General features: G+C 71.4%; 20 protein-coding genes. 7 read left to right on the top strand and 13 right to left on the bottom strand.

Features of this window, described 5'->3' with window-relative positions:
* Window positions 1–45: 45 nt before the first annotated feature.
* From ACZ6WN_RS12210 to ACZ6WN_RS12185, 6 genes are read right to left on the bottom strand one after another with little or no spacing between them, the layout of a single operon-like run.
* Window positions 46–795, bottom strand: a complete 750-nt coding sequence (locus ACZ6WN_RS12210) for a CoA-transferase subunit beta (protein ID WP_465864900.1) — start codon at window positions 793–795, stop codon at window positions 46–48.
* Complete coding sequence (locus ACZ6WN_RS12205) at window positions 792–1616, bottom strand: CoA transferase subunit A (RefSeq protein ID WP_465864899.1); 825 nt, start codon at window positions 1614–1616, stop codon at window positions 792–794. Before ACZ6WN_RS12205 ends, ACZ6WN_RS12210 begins: the two co-directional genes overlap by 4 nt.
* A complete protein-coding gene (locus ACZ6WN_RS12200; RefSeq protein WP_465864898.1) occupies window positions 1613–2569 on the bottom strand; it encodes an acyl-CoA dehydrogenase family protein in 957 nt (318 codons plus the stop codon). The genes ACZ6WN_RS12205 and ACZ6WN_RS12200 overlap by 4 nt, the downstream gene beginning before the upstream one ends.
* Window positions 2566–3588 carry an acyl-CoA dehydrogenase family protein gene (locus tag ACZ6WN_RS12195; protein ID WP_465864897.1) on the bottom strand — a complete coding sequence of 341 codons (1023 nt, stop codon included), beginning with the start codon at window positions 3586–3588 and terminating at the stop codon, window positions 2566–2568. Before ACZ6WN_RS12195 ends, ACZ6WN_RS12200 begins: the two co-directional genes overlap by 4 nt.
* The gene (locus ACZ6WN_RS12190; RefSeq protein ID WP_465864896.1) at window positions 3585–4727 is read right to left on the bottom strand and encodes an acyl-CoA dehydrogenase family protein; all 1143 of its coding nucleotides are present in this window, start codon (window positions 4725–4727) and stop codon (window positions 3585–3587) included. The genes ACZ6WN_RS12195 and ACZ6WN_RS12190 overlap by 4 nt, the downstream gene beginning before the upstream one ends.
* Window positions 4724–5551 (bottom strand): enoyl-CoA hydratase, encoded by an 828-nt coding sequence (locus tag ACZ6WN_RS12185; protein WP_465864895.1) that lies wholly within the window; start codon window positions 5549–5551, stop codon window positions 4724–4726. The genes ACZ6WN_RS12190 and ACZ6WN_RS12185 overlap by 4 nt, the downstream gene beginning before the upstream one ends.
* 47 nt (window positions 5552–5598) lie before the next feature.
* Here ACZ6WN_RS12185 and ACZ6WN_RS12180 point away from each other — a divergent pair, with 47 nt between their 5' ends.
* Genes ACZ6WN_RS12180 through ACZ6WN_RS12170 form a run of 3 tightly spaced genes read left to right on the top strand, consistent with a single transcriptional unit; the run spans window position 5599 to window position 8733 of the window.
* Window positions 5599–6777: an acyl-CoA dehydrogenase family protein gene (locus tag ACZ6WN_RS12180; RefSeq protein WP_465864894.1), complete on the top strand. Its 1179-nt coding sequence runs from the start codon at window positions 5599–5601 to the stop codon at window positions 6775–6777.
* The gene (locus tag ACZ6WN_RS12175; protein ID WP_465864893.1) at window positions 6774–7568 is read left to right on the top strand and encodes an SDR family oxidoreductase; all 795 of its coding nucleotides are present in this window, start codon (window positions 6774–6776) and stop codon (window positions 7566–7568) included. Before ACZ6WN_RS12180 ends, ACZ6WN_RS12175 begins: the two co-directional genes overlap by 4 nt.
* A gap of 16 nt (window positions 7569–7584) precedes the next feature.
* Window positions 7585–8733, top strand: a complete 1149-nt coding sequence (locus ACZ6WN_RS12170; protein ID WP_465864892.1) for an acetyl-CoA C-acetyltransferase — start codon at window positions 7585–7587, stop codon at window positions 8731–8733.
* 19 nt (window positions 8734–8752) lie between these two features.
* Here ACZ6WN_RS12170 and yidC read toward each other — a convergent pair whose 3' ends face one another.
* From yidC to ACZ6WN_RS12145, 5 genes are all read right to left on the bottom strand, one after another.
* Complete coding sequence (gene yidC / locus ACZ6WN_RS12165) at window positions 8753–9568, bottom strand: membrane protein insertase YidC (RefSeq protein ID WP_357340926.1); 816 nt, start codon at window positions 9566–9568, stop codon at window positions 8753–8755.
* A gap of 56 nt (window positions 9569–9624) precedes the next feature.
* Window positions 9625–9912 carry a hypothetical protein gene (locus tag ACZ6WN_RS12160; protein WP_465864891.1) on the bottom strand — a complete coding sequence of 96 codons (288 nt, stop codon included), beginning with the start codon at window positions 9910–9912 and terminating at the stop codon, window positions 9625–9627.
* A gap of 35 nt (window positions 9913–9947) precedes the next feature.
* A complete protein-coding gene (locus ACZ6WN_RS12155) occupies window positions 9948–10517 on the bottom strand; it encodes a GNAT family N-acetyltransferase (RefSeq protein ID WP_465864890.1) in 570 nt (189 codons plus the stop codon).
* Window positions 10518–10533: 16 nt separating this feature from the next.
* Complete coding sequence (locus ACZ6WN_RS12150) at window positions 10534–11604, bottom strand: nitronate monooxygenase (RefSeq protein ID WP_465864889.1); 1071 nt, start codon at window positions 11602–11604, stop codon at window positions 10534–10536.
* A gap of 82 nt (window positions 11605–11686) precedes the next feature.
* Entirely contained in the window at window positions 11687–12430 is a 744-nt protein-coding gene (locus tag ACZ6WN_RS12145; protein ID WP_465864888.1) for an enoyl-CoA hydratase family protein, read from the bottom strand.
* 81 nt (window positions 12431–12511) lie between these two features.
* On the opposite strand from ACZ6WN_RS12145, the gene ACZ6WN_RS12140 reads away from it, so the two are divergent.
* A complete protein-coding gene (locus tag ACZ6WN_RS12140; protein WP_465864887.1) occupies window positions 12512–13393 on the top strand; it encodes an SDR family oxidoreductase in 882 nt (293 codons plus the stop codon).
* A gap of 101 nt (window positions 13394–13494) precedes the next feature.
* On the opposite strand, the gene bla is transcribed toward ACZ6WN_RS12140, so the two are convergent.
* The gene (gene bla, locus ACZ6WN_RS12135) at window positions 13495–14382 is read right to left on the bottom strand and encodes a class A beta-lactamase (protein ID WP_465864886.1); all 888 of its coding nucleotides are present in this window, start codon (window positions 14380–14382) and stop codon (window positions 13495–13497) included.
* Window positions 14383–14489: 107 nt separating this feature from the next.
* Between bla and ACZ6WN_RS12130 the strand changes: the two genes are divergently transcribed.
* The 3 genes from ACZ6WN_RS12130 to ACZ6WN_RS12120 all read left to right on the top strand — a co-directional run bounded on the left by ACZ6WN_RS12130 (window position 14490) and on the right by ACZ6WN_RS12120 (window position 17728).
* On the top strand, window positions 14490–15353 hold the full coding sequence (locus ACZ6WN_RS12130) for a LysR family transcriptional regulator (protein ID WP_465864885.1): 864 nt from the start codon (window positions 14490–14492) through the stop codon (window positions 15351–15353).
* The gene (locus tag ACZ6WN_RS12125; RefSeq protein ID WP_465864884.1) at window positions 15350–16273 is read left to right on the top strand and encodes a serine hydrolase; all 924 of its coding nucleotides are present in this window, start codon (window positions 15350–15352) and stop codon (window positions 16271–16273) included. The genes ACZ6WN_RS12130 and ACZ6WN_RS12125 overlap by 4 nt, the downstream gene beginning before the upstream one ends.
* A 159-nt stretch (window positions 16274–16432) precedes the next feature.
* Window positions 16433–17728, top strand: coding sequence for an MFS transporter (locus ACZ6WN_RS12120; protein ID WP_465864883.1), 1296 nt, complete (start codon window positions 16433–16435; stop codon window positions 17726–17728).
* Here ACZ6WN_RS12120 and ACZ6WN_RS12115 read toward each other — a convergent pair.
* Window positions 17725–19770 (bottom strand): acyltransferase family protein, encoded by a 2046-nt coding sequence (locus ACZ6WN_RS12115; protein ID WP_465864882.1) that lies wholly within the window; start codon window positions 19768–19770, stop codon window positions 17725–17727. The two genes, ACZ6WN_RS12120 and ACZ6WN_RS12115, sit on opposite strands and share 4 nt — an antisense overlap.
* Between the last annotated feature and the right edge of the window lie 30 nt (window positions 19771–19800).

Raw genomic sequence — 19800 nt, 5'->3', positions numbered from 1 at the left:
GACACGCCTTCGCCTAGCGGCTCCGGCGGCTCGACCAGCAGGGAATTACGGGACCTCTTTGAAGCGGAGGCCCTTGGGGTCTTCGGCCTCGATGATCTTCAGCTCGTCCGGAGTGGGCTCGCGGGTGAGGGGCGCGTCGGTGGCGTCGATGGCGAAGCCGGTGGCCTCCTGGAGCTCCTCGGGGGTGACGCCGGGGTGGATCGAGACGACCTTGACGAGGCCGGCGTCGTCATAGCCGAAGACGGCGAGGTTGGTGACGATGACGCCGAGGTCGTGATACTTCCCCGCCGTGCCGGTCGCGCGGTCGTTGCCGACGCCGCTGGCGACGTCGACGCTCTCGACGAAGATCCGGGCGGAGTGCTTGGCGACCCAGTAGTCGACGCGGTGGTTGACGGTGTTGCCCGGCGCCCCGCGTACGCCGATCAGCTGGCGCTTGGGCTTGCGCCAGTCGCCGATCGAGGAGATGTTCTGGTTGCCGTGGCGGTCGATCTGGCTGGCGCCCATCATCGAGTGCCGGCGGCCGCTGGCGACGATGTCGAAGATGCTGCGGAACGGCACCCAGGCCTCCGGGGTGCCGCCGGCCGCCGCGGTCTTCAGCAGCGGCGGCGCCTCGGCCATCATGAACGCCTCCCCGTCGCTGAGCGCGAGCTCGGGGGTGTGGGTGGCCTTGGCCAGGCGTACGCCGATGGCCGGGACGATCCCGACGGCGTGGGCGAGCACCTCGCCGGAGCCCTGGAAGGCGTCGGAGACGGCGGCGACGCAGACGTCTGCTCGGCTGATCGTTTGCGTGGTCACAGGTAACGCTCCTCGAACTCGGTCCACTGCTCGTCGGACTCGGCCTTCGCCGCGGCGACGTACGCCTTCTGGAACTCTTCGTCGCGGCCGTAGTCGGGCTCGCAGGTGGTGAAGTGGGCGCCGCCGGGGGCCTCGACGACGTGGTTGACGAAGATCCTGGGGACCAGGAGGGTCTGCGGCGGGGCCTTGGCGGTCAGGTCGTCGGTGGAGACGATCTGCTCGACCGACATGATCGTGATGTCGGCGGCCATCGCGAAGAGGTCGTCGAAGTAGGGGTCGGGGCCGAGGTACTGCCCGTTGCCGGCCGCGTCGGCGCGGTTGAGGTGGATCAGCGAGACGTCGAGGCGGAGGCCGGGGACGGCGACGTACTCCTCGTCGTCGTAGGGCGACTTCACGGTCTTGAGGTCGGGGTTCATCGCCATCACGTCGCTGCCGAGGCCGGCCCGGATCGGCTGGAACGAGAGCCGGTTCGCCCCGGCGCGGAGGCCGGCGACGAACATGCCCTCGTCGTACTCGCTCGTCTCCGGGATCTCGCCGCGCTCACGGGCGCGGGTGAAGTTGGGGTCGAGCGGGATCGAGTCGAGGCTGACGAAGCCGTAGACCAGCTTGCGGATCCTCCCGGCGCGGGCCAGCAGGCCGACGTCGGGGCCGCCGAACGCGACCACGGTCAGGTCGGTGATGTCGCTGCGGAGGATCTCCTTGACCAGCGCCATCGGCTTGCGGCGTGAGCCCCAGCCGCCGATCCCGATGGTCATCCCGGACTCGAGCTTGCTGGCGACCTCGGTGAGGGGCAATGTCTTGTCGAGCGGGGTCGTGTTCACGTGTCTCCTCGGAAGAGCTGGGCGGTGGCGTGGGCGCGCTTGAAGTAGAGGTGGGCGTCGTGCTCCCAGGTGATCGCCACGCCGCCGTGGAGCTGGATCATCTCGGCGCTGACCTGCGAGAACGCGTCGGAGCACCAGGTCTTGGCAGCCTGGATGAGCCGGCGATCAGGGGTCGGCTGGGTCAGCTCCCAGGCGGCCGCCCAGCTCATCGTCCTGGCGGTCTCGACCTGGACCAGGAGGTCGGCGCAGCGGTGCTTGAGCGCCTGGAAGGAGCCGAGCGGGCGGCCGAACTGGTGGCGCTCCTTGAGGTAGGCGACCGTACGCTCCAGCGCCTCGCGCGCGGCGCCGGCCTGCAGCGCGGTCATCATGGTGGCGCCGACGGTGGTGACGTACGCGGGGTCGACCGCGCCGATGGCATCGCCGGCTTCGTCGTCGACGGTGACGGTCGCGAACCTCCAGGTCGGGTCGAGGGCCGGGTTCGCGGTGATCTCGGCCGCCGAGGGCTCCACCGCGTGGACCTGGTCACCGCGCAGCACGAGGAGGATCTCCGCGCCGGTCCCGTCGATGACGAGCTCGGATCCCGGCGTCACCACCGCGGCCGGCGCGCCGCCGGCGATCCGCTCCAGCAGCTCACCGGCGGGCGGGGTGTCGGCCGCGACCAGGATCTGGGTCGCCAGCAGCGTGCCGACGAACGGCGACGGAGTCAGCGTGCCGCCGAGCTCCTCGAGGACGAGGTGGGCCTCGAGGTAGGAGCAGCCGACACCGCCGTTCGTCACCGGGATGGCGAGTGCGGTCACCCCGATCTGCTCGGTCAGCGTCTGCCACAGGGTGGTGTCGTAGCCCTCGGGTGTCGCGATCGCGGCCCGCAGGTCCATCGAGGCGGCCCGCTTGGCGATCAGCGTGTGGACCGTCGCGACCAGGTCGGTCTGCTCCTCGGTGAGCGCGAACCTCATCGACCCTCCACCAGCGACTCGAGGATCCGCGCCCGGTGCTCGGCCGGGGTGCCCCAGGCGCCGACCAGCGCACGCACCTTGAGGATCCACAGGCTCAGGTCGAACTCGCGGGTGTAGCCGATCGCACCGTGGACCTGGAGCGCCGTGCGCGAGGCCAGGTACGCCGCATCGCCGGCCGCCACCTTCGCGGCCGAGACCGCGCGGCCGGCTGTGGGGGTCCCGGCTTCGAGCTCGACCGCCGCGTTGTGCACCAGCGGGGCGGCGAAGTCGAGGGCGACGCGTACGTCGGCGAGCAGGTGCTTGACCGCCTGGAACTCGCCGATCGGGCGGCCGAACTGCGTCCGCTGCTTCACGTAGGCCACGGTGTCGTCGAGCAGGCGCAGGCCCGCGCCGAGGAGCTGGGCCGAGCAGGCGAGCGTGCCGAGATCGAGTGCAGGCGTCGGGTCGATCGCGGCGATCTCCTCGCCCGCAGTGACCTCGAAGAGTCGTCGGGTCGGATCGACCGACGTCTGCTCGGCGCCGACGGCCGCATGATGGAGGGTTGTGCTCGATACGTAGGTCCGCTCGGCGATGTCCGCGTCGACAGCTCGCGCGGGTTGTGAAAGAAACTTTTCTTTCACAACCGACGACAGCTCTGCTCCCGGCCAGGCGAGCGGTGGCGCCACCGAGACCACGCACTCCCCGGCGGCCACGCGGCCGAGGAGGTCGGTCTGGGGCGTGCCCGCAACGAGCGCCGGTGCCACGGCGGCCGATTCGATCCACGGGCCGGGCACACCGTGATACCCGAGCCGCTCGAAGGCGACGGTGAGGTCGACCGAGGATGCGCCCAGGCCGCCGTCCGCCTCCGGTACCAGCAGCCCGGTGACACCGAGATCGGCCAGCCGCTGCCAGAGCTTGAGCCCGGCCGAGTGGTCACCGCTCGCCCAGGAACGCGCGACCGACGGGACGTCGGCGGCACCGAGCAGGTCGTCGAGTGCTTCGGAGAAGGCGTGCTGCTCCGACGTACGTCCGAATCTCATCGGCCACCCCTCGGCAGGCCGAGCACGCGCTCGGCGACGATGTTGCGCTGGATCTGGTTGGTGCCGGCGTAGATCGGGCCGGACAGGGAGAAGAGGTAGTCGTCGACCCAGGGGCCGGAGAGCTCCGCGTCGGCGCCGAGCAGCGAGAGCGCGGTCTCGTGCAGCGAGAGGTCGAGGTCGGACCACCACAGCTTGTTGATCGAGCCCTCGGCGCCGACCGAGCCGCCGGCTTCGACGTGGGTGACGGTGCCCCAGGTGTAGAGACGGTAGGCCTCGGCCCCGATCCAGGCATCGACGACCTGGTCGCGCAGGTGCGGCTGCGGGTCGGTCTGCCACAGGTCGAGCAGCCGGTCGGCGGCGGCGCAGAACCGGCCCGGCGAGCGCAGCGATAGGCCTCGCTCGTTGCCCGCGGTCGACATCGCGACCTTCCAGCCGTCGCCGACGCCGCCGAGCACATCGTCGTCGGACACGAAGACGTCGTCGAAGAAGATCTCCGCGAACCCGGGCGTCCCGTCGAGCTGGTCGATCGGCCGGACGGTGACGCCGTCGGCGTCGAGCGGGAAGAGGAAGTACGTCAGGCCCCGGTGCCGCTCCGCGGACGGATCCGAGCGGAAGAGTCCGAAACCGCGGTCGGCGAAAGGGGCCCGGCTGCTCCAGGTCTTCTGCCCGTTGAGCCTCCAGCCACCGTCGACGCGGGTGGCCGTGGCGCGCAGCGAGGCCAGGTCGGAACCGGCCTCGGGCTCCGACCACGCCTGCGCCCAGACCAGCGTGCCGTCGGTCATGTCACGCAGGTAGCGGTCCTTCTGCGACTCGGTGCCGTGGCCGAAGAGGATCGGCGCGAGCAGCGAGATGCCGTTCTGCGAGATGCGGGTGGGGGCGCCGGCGAGGTAGTACTCCTCCTCGAAGATGACCCACTCGGTCAACGACGCGTCCCGGCCCCCGTAGATCTCGGGCCAGGTGACGACCGACCAGCGGCCGGAGGCCAGCGTGCGCTCCCACTCCCGGTGCGCCGCGGCGCCCTCGGCGGTGTCCATCGACGGCAGCCGGCCGGGGTTGTTGGCGGCGAGCCACTCGCGCGCCTCGAGGCGGAAGGCCTCCTCGGCCTCGGTGAACTCCAGAATCCCCTGTTCGACAGTCACTGCTTCATCGCCTTCGCGTCCATCCCCGCGAGCGAGTCCTCGCCGACCTCGGCGTTGTGCGCGTGGGCGGCGTGGTGGAGGCCGAAGACCGAGTCCATCCCGGCCCGCATGCCCATCAGGTCCTCGGCCTGGTTGACCGCCTTCTTGGCCAGGGCCAGTCCCAGGCGCGGCATCTCGGCGATCCTCCCGGCGAGAGCCAGGGTCTCGGTCTCGAGGTCGTCGCGCGGGACGACGTGGTTGACCATGCCCCAGGTCTCCGCCTGGGACGCCGAGAAGCGGCCGCCGGTGAAGAGCATCTCCTTGGCAGCGCGCGGGTTGGTGACCCACGGGTGGGCGAAGTACTCGACCCCGGGGATGCCCATCTTGACCACCGGGTCGGAGAAGAAGGCGTCGTCGGAGGCGACGATGAAGTCGCAGGACCAGGCCAGCATCAGACCGCCGGCGATGCAGGCGCCCTGGACCATCGCGATCGTCGGCTTCGGCAGCTCCCGCCAGCGGCGGCACATGCCCAGGTAGACCTCGGACTCGCGCGCGAAGCGGGAGTCGACGCCCTCCTTGCCGACGTGGTCCCACCACATCACGGCCTTGCGCTCGAAGCTCTCGTCGATGTCGCGGCCCGGGGTGCCGATGTCGTGGCCGGCGCAGAAGTGCTTGCCGTTGCCACCGAGGACGATCACCTTGACCTCGTCATCGTTGGTCGCCCGGGTGAACGCCTCGTCGAGCGCGTAGGTCACCTTCGAGTTCTGCGCGTTGCGGTATTCGGGGCGGTTCAGCCGGACCACCGCGACGGGTCCGTGGGTCTCGTACGTCACGACGTCGCTCATGCCGCAGACGCTACCAAACAAGTGCTTGGTTTGGTAGGTTGTCCGTCATGGACCTGACCTACTCCGCCGAGGACGAGGCGTTCCGTGCCGAGGTGCGCGAGTGGCTGGCCGACCATCTGGTCGGTGAGTGGGCCGCGTTGCGCGGCACCGGCGGGAACGGCCGCGATCACGAGTCGTACGAGGCCCGGCTGGCGTGGAACCGCTACCTGGCTTCTCACGGATGGACGTGCCTGGGTTGGCCCGAGGAGCACGGCGGGCGCGGTCTGCCGCTGTTCCAGCAGGTGATCTTCCACGAGGAGTACGCCCGGGCGGACGCCCCGGTGCGGATCAACCACCTCGGCGAGGAGCTGCTCGGCCCCACCCTGATCGCGCACGGCACCGACGCCCAGAAGGAGCGGTTCCTGCCCAAGATCGTCGCCGTCGAGGAGCTCTGGTGCCAGGGCTACTCCGAGCCCGGTGCCGGCTCCGACCTGGCCGGGGTGCGCACCCGCGCGCGGCTGGACGGTGACCGATGGATCGTCGACGGACAGAAGGTCTGGACGTCGAACGCCCACCTGTCCGACTGGTGCTTCGTCGTGTGCCGCACCGAGCCGGGCTCCTCGCGCCATCACGGGCTGTCCTACCTGCTGGTGCCGATGGCGCAGTCCGGTGTCGACGTACGACCGATCGAGCAGCTCACCGGCACCTCGGAGTTCAACGAGGTCTTCTTCGACGGCGCCGTCACCGCGGCCGACCTGGTGGTCGGTCGGCCGGGTGACGGGTGGAAGGTCGCGATGGCGACCCTCGGGTTCGAGCGCGGCGTCTCCACGATCGGCCAGCAGGTCGGCTTCGCCCGCGAGCTGGAGACGGTCGAGGAGGCCGCCCGCGCCAACGGCGCCATCGACGACCCCGGCATCGCCGCCCGGATCGCCCAGGCCCACGTCGGGCTGGAGGTGCTCCGGCTGCACGCGCTGCGGACCCTCTCGGCGTACGACTCCGGCTCCTCGGGCCCCGAGGCGAGCGTCTCCAAGCTGCTGTGGGCCCGCTGGCACCGCGACCTCGGCGAGCTGGCGATGGACGTCGTCGGGCTCGCCGGCCTGACCACCGGCGAGGACTACGCCCTCGACCGGCTGCAGTCCCTCTACCTCTTCTCCCGCGCCGACACCATCTACGGCGGCTCGGACGAGATCCAACGAAACATCATCGCCGAGCGTGTGCTCGGCCTGCCACGAGAGGCACGTGCATGAAGCCGGAACAGCCAACCCCCGCGTACGTCCCCGGCCACTCGCTCCTGGAGGGCCGGGTCGTCGTCGTGACCGCCGCCGCTGGCGCGGGGATCGGAGCCGCGGTGGTGCGGAAGGTGCTCGAGGAGGGTGCCAAGGCGGTCGTCGTCTCCGACACCCACGAGCGGCGGCTCAAGGAGTCCGTCGACGCGCTCGGGGAGGAGTTCGGGGCGGACCGGATCACGGGCGTGACCTGCGACGTCACCCAGGAGGACCAGGTCCAGGCGCTGCTCGACGCGGCCGAGCCTTTCGGCGGTGTCGACGTGATGATCAACAACGCCGGTCTCGGTGGGACCGCGTCGGTGCTGGAGATGACCGACGAGCAGTGGTCGAAGGTCCTCGACATCACGCTGACCGGGACGTTCCGGTGCGTCCGGGCCGTCGGACAGCGGTTCGTGGCCGCCGGGAAGCGTGGCGTGATCGTCAACAACGCCTCCGTGATCGGCTGGCGGGCGCAGGAGGGGCAGGCGCACTACGCCGCGGCCAAGGCCGGGGTGATGGCGCTGACCCGCTCCGCCGCCGCCGACCTCGCGCCGCACGGGATCCGGGTCAACGCGGTCTCGCCGTCCCTGGCGATGCACCCGTTCCTGGAGAAGGTGACCTCGCCCGAGCTGCTCGTCGAGCTCAAGGGCCGCGAGGCGTTCGGGCGTGCCGCCGAGCCCTGGGAGATCGCCAACGTCATGGTCTTCCTGGCCAGCGACTACTCGTCCTACATGACCGGCGAGGTCGTCTCCGTCTCCAGCCAGCACGCCTGATCGAGAGGGTCACCACATGTCTGAGGCATTCATCGTCGACGCCGTTCGTACGCCTGTCGGGAAGCGCGGAGGCGCGCTCGCCGGCATGCACCCGGCCGATCTCGGCGCCCACTCGCTCGCCGCGCTCGTGGACCGCACCGGCATCGACCCGGGAGCCGTCGACGACGTGATCATGGGCTGCTGCGACACCATCGGCGGGCAGGCCGGCGACGTCGCGCGGACCGCGTGGCTGGTGGCCGGGCTGCCCGACCACGTACCCGGTGTGACCATCGACCGGCAGTGCGGCTCGTCGCAGCAGGCGGTGCACTTCGCGGCCCAGGGCGTCATGTCCGGGACACAGGATCTGGTGGTCGCGGGCGGGTTGCAGAACATGTCCGCGATCCCGATCTCCGCGGCCATGCTGGTGGGTCAGCAGTACGGGTTCACCACCCCGTTCGCCGAGTCGCCCGGCTGGGTGAAGCGCTACGGCGACCAGGAGGTCTCCCAGTTCCGCTCCGCGGAGATGATCGCGGAGAAGTGGGACATCTCGCGCGAGGACATGGAGGGCTATGCGCTGGCCTCCCATCAGCGCGCCAAGACCGCCATCGCCGAGGGTAGGTTCGACGGGGAGATCGTGCCCGTCGGTGATTTCGCCGTCGACCAGTGCCCTCGCGAGACCTCGCTCGAGAAGATGGCGTCCCTGGAGCCGCTCGCTCCCGGCGGGCGGATCACTGCGGCCGTCGCCTCCCAGATCTGCGACGCGTCCTCGGCACTGCTGGTCGCCTCCGCCCAGGCCGTACGCACCTTCGGCCTGACCCCGCGCGCCCGGATCCATCACCTCTCGGTGCGCGGTGACGACCCGGTCTGGATGCTCACCGGCCCGATCGAGGCCACGCGTCACGCCCTGGCCAAGACCGGTCTGACGGTCGACGACATCGACCTGTTCGAGTGCAACGAGGCGTTCGCCTCCGTCGTCCTGGCGTGGATGAAGGAGCTCGACGTCCCGCACGAGAAGGTCAACGTCAACGGCGGCGGCATCGCCCTCGGCCACCCCATCGGCGCCACCGGCGCCCGGCTGATGACGACCCTCCTCAACCAGCTCGAGCGCACCGGCGGCCGCTACGGCCTGCAGACCATGTGCGAGGGCGGCGGTCAGGCGAACGTCACCATCATCGAGCGCCTCTGAGGCTCTTGGACCGACCGGGTCAGGCCGGCTGCAGCCTGAGCGTGCGGCGCTCGGCGGCGGGGGAGCCGGGGGTGGGGAACCACCGGTGGATGACCGCGGCCTGGCCGGCGGTCCACAGGCCGCTGATGACCCAGTAGACGAGCAGGGCGAGCGGGACGCTGCTGCCGGCGAGGAGCATGCCGCCGGCGGAGATGACCGGCATCAGCTCCTGCATCCGGATCATCGACTCGGGCATGTCGGCACGCACCATGTTGGGGAGCACCCACATTCGCTGGCTGAGGTAGCTGACCGCGGCGGCGGTGGCGGCCAGGCCCAGCGTGATCACCAGATGGCTCGTGTCTCCGGAGAGGTAGCCGTGCCCGGTCAGCGGCGCGCCCAGAAAGGTCGCCTTCCCGAGCGAGGCGACGAGCGAGTCGCTCATCGCGCCGACCGAGTTGCTCCGGCTGACGTCGGAGAGCAGGTGGTAGAGCGCCAGGAAGATCGGCAGCTGGGCGAAGGCGGCGAGCATCGCGAAGCGGGGTACGCCGTGCTCCTCGTTGATCTTGCGGCGCTCCTCCATCATCGCCATCATGTCGGCCTGGCTGGCGCTGCCCTTCGAGGTCTGCTTCTTCTGGTACTTCTTCGTCAGCGCCTGGAGCTGTGGACGGGCGCGGGCGGAGGCGTGGGCGGTGCGTACGCCGCGGATCGTCAAGGGCAGGAGGGCGAGCCTGACCAGGACGACGACGGCGGCGATGGCCAACAGCCAGCTGGCGTTGTCGCCCGCGAAGGACAGGACGTGGTGGGCGCCGGCGAGGACGGCCGCGAGGGCGTGCGACAAGGGGGCGAGAACGGACATGGGTGTGCTCCTGAGGTGAGTGGGTAGGCCTGACGGGCTCGCCGATGGGCGAGCGGTCAGACCTGCTCAGGAGCGCGCGGGCGGCGCGGGGAGCACACCGGGTCGGTGACCCGGGCAGCGAGATGGCGAGGTCCGTCGGATCCGTCCGGCGGGACCGTCGAACGTGCCCTGACCAGGGCGAACGCGCTGACGTTGTGGAGCGCTCCGACGGCGACGGCCGCGAGCGCGGTCGAGACGGCGATGGTGAGCAGCGCCTGCTCGGGATCGACGCTCATCAGCGCCGGGAGCATCAGCGTGAAAAGTGCGACGAGCGCGATGCGTACGCGGCTCGTCTCGGTCTTCACGCAGGTCAGTGTACCGATCGGGGTCAACCAGGGCATCATCCCAAGGTGCGCCTCATCAGGACGCGCGGGTGACCCGCGAGGACCGAGGTGGTGTCGGCGGCCCAGACGAAGCCCGCTGCCTCGAAGTTCTTGCGGAGCCCGGCGTACGCCATCGTCAGGTCGACCTTCGCGCCCTGGTTGTCGAGCGGGTAGGCCTCGACGGCCGGGGCGCCGCGGTCGCGCGCGAAGTCGACGGCGCCCTCGATGAGCGTGTGCGAGATGCCCGTGCCGCGGTGGCCAGGCCGGACCCGGATGCACCACACGGACCAGACCGGCAGGTCGTCGACGTGCGGGATCTTCCGGTTGCGGGCGAAGGTGGTGTCCGCGCGCGGGGCGACGGCCGCCCAGCCGACGGGCTCCTCGCCGTCATAGGCGAGCACGCCCAGCGGGCCGTCGGTGAGCAGGTTGCGGACGTACTCGCCCCGCTCCTGGCCGCGCATCCTGTTGTTGATCGTGGAGGGGATCCGATAGCTCAGGCACCAGCACACGCTGGCGTCGGGCCGCTTGGGACCGACCAGAGTGCGTACGTCCTCGAACACCGTCGCCGGGCGAACCTCGATCACCATGGGGCCACCCTGGCCGTCAGACTCGGGTCGCGTCCAGATATTTGAGGCGGTCGGCGGCGCCGGCGACGATCCGGTCGACGAGCTCCTCGCAGGTGGGGAGGTCGTCGAGGAGGCCGACGACCTGGCCGCTGGAGAGCATCCCGGCGTTCGTGTCGCCCTCGACGAGGCCGGCGCGGAGCAGCATGGGGGTGTTGGCGGCCAGGACGACCTCGGCCCAGGTGCGGTCGCCGCCGTGGACCATGTTCCGGCCGTCCTTGACGAGGGTGCGCCAGGGGAGGCCGGACATCTCCTTGAACTGCCGGGTGCGCTTGAGCGTGCGGAGGAGCTTCGCGGTGATTCCCTCCTTCTCGAGCGTGTCGATGAACTCGGTGCGGAGCAGGCGGTGCGGCATCCCGTCGGCCTTCGTGGTCACGACGGTGCCGTCGAGGCCGAAGGTCAGGTAGCGCCTGCGGACCTCTTCGGGGACCGCGGAGTCGGCGGTGAGCAGGAAGCGCGTGCCCATGCCGATGCCGGCGGCGCCGTAGGCCATGGCCGCGGCGAGACCCCGGCCGTCGAAGAAGCCGCCCGCGGCGACGACGGGGATGTCGACGGCGTCCAGGACGCTCGGGAGGAGCAGGGTCGTCGGGACCGCGCCGGTGTGGCCGCCGCCCTCGCCGCCCTGGATCATCACCATGTCGGCGCCCCAGCTCGCCACCTTCTTGGCGTGCTTGGCCGCGCCGATCGACGGCATCACCACGACGTCGTGCTCCTTGAGCTTGGCGATCAGCTCGGGTTTGGGGGCGAGGGCGAAGCTGGCGACCTTCACGCCGTGGTCGATGAGGAGCCGGCAGCGGTCCGCGGCGTCCGAGGCGTCGGCGCGCAGGTTGACGCCGAACGGCCTGTCAGTGCGCCCCTTGACCTCGACGATCGCCTTCTCGAGCTCGTCGAGGGTCATCGTGGCCGAGGCCAGGATGCCGAGGGCGCCCGCGGCGGCGGTGGCCGAGACGAGGCGCGGGCCGGCGACCCAGCCCATGCCGGTCTGCACGATCGGGTGGTCGACGCCGGTCAGGTCGGTCAGCGGCGTACGAAAGGTCTGGGCGGTGCTCATCGGGTCTCCTGATCCTGCCGAGTCGGCGCGAACTGACGAGATGCGGCGCCGAGTCGGCGCGTCATGACGAGCCGGGTGGGCATCATTTGCCGTCCTTCACGAAGGCGTCGCGGCGCTCGTCGGCGACGCCGGCGAGGTTGAGCTCGTAGGTGAAGCCCTGCTCGAAGCGGTAGGAGGCGTTCACGTCGACGGGGTCGATGCCGTTGAGCGCGGCCTTGGCGGCGCGGATGACCTGCGGGTCCTTGGCGGCGACCTGCCGCGCGACCTCGAGGGCGGCCTCGTCGAGGTCCTCCCTTGCCACGACCGCGTGCACCGAGCCCAGCTCGTGGAGGCGCTGGGCGGTGATGGTCTGGGCGGTGAAGTAGAGCGTACGCAGCATGTGCTGGGGCACCAGCCGGCTCAGGTGGGTGGCGGCGCCGAGGGCACCGCGGTCGACCTCGGGTACGCCGAAGAACGCGTCGTCGCTGGCCACGATCGTGTCGGCGTTGCCGACCAGCCCCACCCCTCCGCCGAGGCAGAAGCCGTTGACCGCGGCGATGACGGGGACGGGGCACTCGTAGATCGCCTTGAAGGCCGCGTAGCAGCCGCGGTTGGCGCCGAGGATGCCCTCGAACCCCTCGATCTGCTGCATCTCCTTGATGTCGACGCCGGCGTTGAAGCCCTTCCCCTCGGCGCGCAGGATCACGACGCGCGCACCCTGGTCGGCGGCGGTCGTGACGGCGTCGGCGACCTCGAACCAGCCCTTCACCGGCAGCGCGTTCACCGGCGGGTGGTTCATCGTGACGACGGCGATCTGCTCGTCGGTGATCTCGGTGGAGATGCCCATGGTCCGTTCCTAACCTAGCGATTGCTTGGTAGCCTAGCAGTTGCTTGGTTTCTGAACGCAAGACTGGAAAGGGACGCCACCATGGCTCGACTGCTCGAAGGCCGGATCGCGATCGTCACCGGGGCGGGGCGAGGCATCGGCCGTGCCCACGCGCTCGAGCTCGCCCGTCACGGAGCGAAGGTGGTCGTCAACGACTTCGGCGTCTCGCTGGCGGGCGAGGGCACCGGTGAGTCGCCCGCGGAGCAGGTGGTCGCCGAGATCGTCGCCGCGGGTGGGGAGGCGGTCGCCAACGCCGCCGACGTGGCGGACTTCGCGGCGGCCTCGGAGATGGTGCAGCAGGCCGTCGAGACGTACGGAGGTCTGGACATCCTCGTCAACAACGCCGGCTTCGTCCGCGACCGGATGCTCGTCAACACCTCCGAGGAGGAGTGGGACGCGGTGATCCGGGTGCACCTGAAGGGGCACTTCGCGACGCTTCGGCACGCCGGGGCCTACTGGCGGGCCGAGTCCAAGGCCGGGCGGCAGCGGGACGCCCGGGTGATCAACACCTCCTCCGGCGCCGGCCTGCAGGGCTCCATCGGGCAGGGCACCTACTCCGCCGCCAAGGCCGGGATCGCAGGGCTCACGCTCGTCGCCGCCGCCGAGATGACCCGGTACGGCGTCACCGTCAACGCCATCGCGCCGGTCGCCAAGACCCGGATGACCGAGGGTGCGTTCGACACCTCCGCCATGGCGCTGCCCGAGGACAACAGCCCCATCGTCGCCTGGCTCGCCTCCGAGGACGCCCGCGACATCACCGGCCGGGTCATCGAGATCGACGGGCCCACGATCACCGTCGAGAACGGCTGGGCCCACGGCCCCTCCGCCGACGCCGGTGCCCGCTGGGAGGCCGCCGACGTCGGCCCCGCGCTCCGCAAGCTCCTCGGCGAGGCGCCGGAGCCGGAGCCGGTCTACGGGGCCTAGGACCTGCCGAGGCGTCAGGTACGTCGGCCGAGGCGTCACGTACGTCGGCCGAGACGGCATTCAGGTGCCCACTCGGCCGACGCGGGTGACGTCTCGGCAGGTCAGCCGAGCTCCGCGCAGACCGTCGCCGCGATGTCCGCGAGCGGGGCGTCGAGCGGCGGAGCGGCGGGGTCGTCGGAGCGGGTGAGAGCGGCGATGACGATCGGGGCACCGTCCGGGGTCCAGGTGACACCGACGTCGTTGCGCGAGGCGTAGTCACCACCGCCGGTCTTGTCGGCGAGCCGCCAGCCCGCCGGAACTCCGGCGCCGAAGCGGGTGACGGTCGACTGGTTGGCGAGCATCCAGGTGAGCAGCTGGTCCCGGTCCGCACCGCCGAGCGCGTCGCCGAGCACCAGCTTCGTGTAGGTCTGCGCGATGGCACGCGGCGAGGTGGTGTCGCGCGGGTCGCCCGGGATCGCGCTGTTGAGGTCGGGCTCCCAGCGGTCGAGCCGGCTCACGGTGTCGCCGAGCGAGCGGGCGAAACGAGTGATGCCGGCGGGGCCGCCGATGAGGTGGAGCAGCTCGTTGGCGGCGGTGTTGTCGGACCGCGTCATCGTCGCCTCGGCGAGCTGGGCGACGGTCAGGCCGTTGCGCGTCGTGAGCGAGGTGACCGGCGAGTTGACGACGACGTCGGCCGGCTCCCAGGTCAGCCGCTGCTGGAGCGTACGCGCCGGGTGATCGCGCAGGATCGCGGCCGTGAGCAGGGTCTTGAAGGTCGACAGCATCGGGAAGCGCTCGTCGGCACGGTGCGCGATGACGCGGCCGGTCCGCACGTTCTTCGCCCAGACGCCGAGGTGGCGCTGGTGCTTCTGCTCGAGGGCGGCGATCGAGGGGTTACCGGCGGCGTACGCCACGGAGCTGCCGGCTCCGGTCGCGGCGATGGCGGCGGCGGTGGCGGCGGTGGCGGCCCCGCCCAGCAGGGTGCGGCGGCTGAGGATCGGGTGGGTCATGCAGGCATCGTGACCTCGCCGCAGCGATGGCGTCCAAGGACGATCCGGCATGTATGTATGCATCGCCGACATGGGACGAGGTGGGGGCGATCAGCCATTCTGTACGCGTGGACCTACTGCTTCACCTGCGCGGCTTCACCGCGGTCGCGGACGAGATGAGCGTCTCCGAGGCGGCCCTGGAGCTGGGTGTGGACCAGCCGCTCCTGAGTCGTCGGTTGCGTGCTCTCGAGCGGGAGCTCGGGGTGGAGCTGCTCGACCGCAGCCGTCGCCAGATCGCGCTCACGCCCGCCGGCCACGCGCTCCTGCCGCGAGCGAGGCACCTCGTCGATCAGGCCGACCATCTGCTGCGCAGCATCCGCCGCCACGACCGGGAGAGGTTCGTGGTCGCGGTGCCGTCCGGCTGTGACCCGGCCCCGCTCGCGCGGCTGGTCGCGCTGCTGGAGACGGAAGGCGTCGACGTACGCCTCGCGAGCGACAGCGACGAGCCGCCGGCGTCGGCCGCCTGGTCGGTCGAGGCGTGCGACCCGGACGCGGCCACGTGGCTCACCCCGCTGGGCGCCGCCACCGCTCCCGGGCCCACCCGGGGGCCGGTGTCGCTGAGCGCGCTGCGGCCACGCCGCGGCGGGGGACGTGCGCAGGTGCTGGCCCTCCCGCGAGACCTGGACGACCCCGCCGGCCGGCTGCGACAGCACGCGGACCGCGCCGGTATCGGACCGGCCACCCTGCGCCGCGCGCCGCACCAGCTCGCGGTGGCCGAGACGATGGCGGGGCGCGCCAGCCTGATCTGCGCGAGGCACGAGGCGGTGACGTACGGCCTGAGCTGGTCGGCCCTCCTCGACCCGGTGGCGCGCGGCCACCGTCTGGTCGAGCAGCCACCACCGCCCGGACCGCTGACGGCCGGCCCCGTGCGGGAGCAGGCGCTCGCCCTGCTCGGCGCGTGCGTCGGCGCAGCCGAGGAGCGGCGCGGATGAGTCCGCTCGTCGGCAGCGACCGGGGTCTGATCGACCTCGCCGAAGCCATCGCCGAACGCTTCCGGGAGCTCCGGGTCAGGATCGCGTTCCTCGCCCGCGACGTCGACGGCGGCCACGAGGTCGGCGTCGGCGTCGACCGGCCGATGCCGCTGGCGTCGGTGGCGAAGGTGCCGCTGGCCCTGGTCGTGGCGGATCGGATCGCCCGCGGCGAGATCGACGGGGGCGCGATGGTGACGCTGGCGGCGGCGGAGCGGAGCTATGGGCCGTACGGCATCTCGGCCTTCACCCACGACGCGACCTGCTCCGTCGCCGACCTGATGCTGATGATGCTCGGCCTCAGCGACAACGCCGCCGCGGACGCGCTCTTCGACCTGGTCCCACCGCGGGAGGTCGACGAGCAGCTCGCCGAGTGGGGCGTGGAAGGGTTGCGGGTGCGGCACCGGATGCAGCCGATGTACGACTACGCCACCCGCGTCGCCGGCCCCGACTTCGCCCTCGCCACCCAGCTCGCGGTCGAGGGCCGGCGGCCCGGCGGCCGGCACGTCATCGACTCGCTCGACGTCGAGCGCGCCACCACCGGCTCGCCGCGTGCCTGCGTCGACCTGCTCGAGCGCGTCTGGCGCGACGAGATCGCCAAGCCCGAGGCGACCGAGCTGCTGCGACGACTCATGGGCAAGCAGGTCTTCACCCACCGGATCGCCGCCGACCTGCTCGCCGACGACATCCAGCTCGCCGGCAAGACCGGCGGCTTCCTCACCCTGCGCCACGAGATCGCCGTCGTCACCCACCCGGGCGGCCGGGTCGCCATCGCCGTACTCACCGACTCCGACCGCACCGCCCGGATCCAGAACGACGTCGACCTCGCCATCGCCGCCACCGCCCGCGACGCCGTCGACGCTTTCGCCTCCCGCCGAACCTGAGCCGAGGCGTCAGGTAGGTCGGCCGAGGCGTCACGTACGTCGGCCGACCCGTCACCCCGATGCCACCTCGGCCGACGCGCCCGACGCCTCGGCCGACCGGGCTGACGCCTCGGCAAAAACCAGTCGGCAACCACCCCGTTGCGGTGGTGCAATTGGCCGGTGCCCGCCCTGCCCGGATTCATCAACAACCTCATCCCGCCGACGCCGTTGTCGAAGCGTCTGGCGACGCAGTCGCTGCTCTTCGCAGCCGGGGACGGGACGTTCAACACCGCGGCCGCGTTCTACCTGGTCGCCTTCGTCGGCCTGAGCCCCGCGCAGATCGGTGTGGGGTTGACGGTCGCCGGGATCGCGAGCTTCCTCACGGCCTACCCGATGGGCCGGCTGGCCGACTTCATCGGACCGAAGCGGATCTGGGCGATCAGTGCCCTGATCAGTGCGCTGATGTTCGCGACGATGCCGTTCATCCACGGCTTCTGGGCCTACCTGGCGGTCATCGTCGTCTTCGAGGTGGTCAACAACGCGGGCGGCGCCGGCAGAAATGCGTACGTCCTGGATGTGCTGCCCGACAAGGAGCGGGTCGCGACCCAGGCGTTCATGTACTCCAGCCTCAACCTCGGCTTCACGATCGGCGCCCTGATCGCCGGCATCGCGCTGGCGCTGGACACCGACACGGTCCTCAAGTGGGGCGTTCCGTTCTTCGCGCTGGCCATCGGGATCGCCAACTCCGTCTGGATCAGCCGGCTGCCGAGGGCGCCCCACGACGAGCGCCGCGCGGCTGGCGAGATCACCGAGAAGCTGCCCGGCCCCGGCGCGCTGCGCAACGTCGGCTGGCTCCTGGTGACCACCTTCACCGGCACGCTGTGGAGCAACCAGGTGCTGCTGCACACCGTGATCCCGCTGTGGCTGGTCGAATACACCGACTCCCCGCGCTGGCTGCTGGCCTGGCTCTTCGCGACCAACACGGTGCTCTGCATCATCCTCCCGGCCTACACGTCCAAGGGGGTCCACGACGTCCGCGACGCCTTGCGTCGGGTGTGGTGGAGCAGCGGCTTCTTCGTCGCCGCCTGCGCGATCACGCTGGTCACCCACGACACCCGCGGGTTCCTCACCATCTTCCTGGTCTGGCTCGGCCACGTCGCGGTGACCGGTGCCGAGCTCGCCATCGGCTCCGCCTCGTGGGCCTTCCAGGCCGAGCTCATGGACCCGGACCGGCGGGGCGAGTACGAAGGCGTCGCCGGCATCGGCCGCCAGCTCGGCGGCGCCTGGGCCCCGGCCCTGTTCACCTTCCTCGCCATGGGCTGGCACCCCGACTTCTACAGCGGCGCCGGCTGGATCGTCATCGGCGTGATCGTCGTCGTCGCTGCCGCCGCCATGGGGCCTTCGACCCGGATGGCCGTACGTTTCAAGCAGACCCACTTCCCGCGCGAGGACCAGCCCGAACCGGCCGTCGCCTAGCGCAGGATCGTCGCGATCCGGTCGCCGAGATACGGGGCCAGGGTGGCGGCGTAGAGCGGTGAGATGTGGAAGCCGTCCTGGTAGACCTGCAGGTTGCCGACGACGGGGGAACAGGTCTCGGGCTCGCAGAAGTAGTCGGTGAGGTCGATGCGATGGGCGTTCGGGGTCAGCCGGGTGGCGCCGGCGCTGCCGTCGTCGCGTACGACCCGGTCCCGGTCGCGAGCGCAGCTCGACCCCGCCGCGAGGCCGGCGTCGTCGATGCACGGCTGGACCACGCGCGCGAACCGGTTGGTGCTGCCCTCGAAGATCGGGCTGTCCCGGATGGCGATGACCGGCACGGCCGGGTCCGGCCGGGTCGCCCACGCCTCCGCGAGACCATGGCTGAGCGCCTCGCCGGGCGTCTCCTCACCGACGGTCTCGACCGAGACCTGGCTGGAGTGGATGACGACGTACGCGTCGATCCCCCGCTCCGCGGAGAGGTAGGTCGCGAGCTGCGACTTCCACTGCCGGCACAGCTCGACGGACGCGCGGGGAGTGCCGACCCGGTCGCGCGCGTTCCAGTGGCAGCCGGCACGGCTGGCGACGTCGATGCGCCAGCCGCGCCGCTCCGCGATCTCGCGGTAGGCCGGGACGAGCTGGTGGTTGTGCGAGTCGCCGATCGCCAGGAGCCGGCGCGAATAGCCCCGCGTGGGCCCGAGCGTGCAGACCCTGAACCGCACCGGCCGCTCCTCGTTGGACCAGCAGCCCGAGCCGTCGGGCGCCTGGTAGCCGAGACGGGCGTCGAGCAGCCGGTCCGGGCCCTGACAGCCGGCCGTCTCGGGATCCATGGCGGCGGCGCCGATGCAGCCGGCGTACTTCTTCGCAGCGGCGACGGCCGCCGCCGTGGCCGCGGCATCGCGGCGCTCGACCTCGGCGGCTCCGGCGAGCGTGCCCACGGCGACGAGCGTGAGCACGACCGGGACGGCCACGAGTCTTGGGAGGCCCTCGAAGCTCGGCCCGACGCGGGTGACCGGCACCTCGACGAACCGGTGGGTGAGCCAGGCCAGGACCACCGAGGCCGAGAGCACGACTGCCGCGGCGGGGAGCGTGGTCCGGGTGGCGTACGTCCAGCTCAGCCACGCCACCAGCAGCGGCCAGTGCCACAGATAGAGGGGGAAGGAGATGTCAGCGACGAACCGCAGCGGCCGGAGCGAGAGGAGCCGCTGCGGCCCCCAGACGGTCGAGGACCCGGAGCCGAGAACGACCAGCAGTGCCCCGCCGACCGGCCACAGCGCCCATGGCCCGGGGAAGAGCGCCGCGCCGTCGAGCACGAACCCCGAGCTGGCGACGAGCAGCAGCCCGACCCAGGCGAGCACCGGCCGCACGACCGCCGGTGGCCGCAGACGGTCGAGCCCGAGCGCGAGCAGCGCCCCGGCGCCGAGCTCCCAGAAGCGTGCCCCGGTGTGGAAGTACGCCACCTGCTGGTCGGCCATCCCCAGCCGCCACGCGAAGACGAACGCGGCGGCCGTCGCCACCGCCACGACGAGCGCCAGCACGAGCCGGAGCCGCGCCCGCGCGATCCACCAGACCACCAGCACCACCACCGGCCAGACCAGCAGGAACTGTCCCTGCACCGCCAGTGACCAGAAGTGCTGCAGCGGGCTCGCGCTCGGCCCGGCCGCACCGTAGGCGAGCTGGGTCCGGATCATCTCCCAGTTCAGGACGTACGCCGCCGACGCAGCGATCTCCCGCAACGTCGAGCCCCACATCGACCGCGGCATGACCGCCACCATCAGCACCGCCGTCCCGGCGAGCACAACCAGCGTGGGAGCCGAGAGCCGCAGGAACGTACGACCGTAGTGATCGGCCAGGTGCAGCTCGGCGGCTGCGACCCGGCGGACGAGTGAGCGGGTCACCAGGAACCCGGTCAGCGCCAGGAAGACGTCGACGCCGCCGGAGACCCGGCCCTCGCCGAAGAGGTGGAAGACCACCACGAGCGCCAGCGCGAGCCCCCGCAGCCCGTGGATCTCGGCGATCCGCTGAGACGAGGACGGCTGCGGCATCGGCACAGGGTAGGCACGGCCGGTGACCTA

The organism is Nocardioides sp. NPDC054178 (assembly GCF_055585005.1).
Note: the sequence above shows the minus strand (reverse complement) of the source record. Positions and strands in the feature narration are given on the sequence as shown.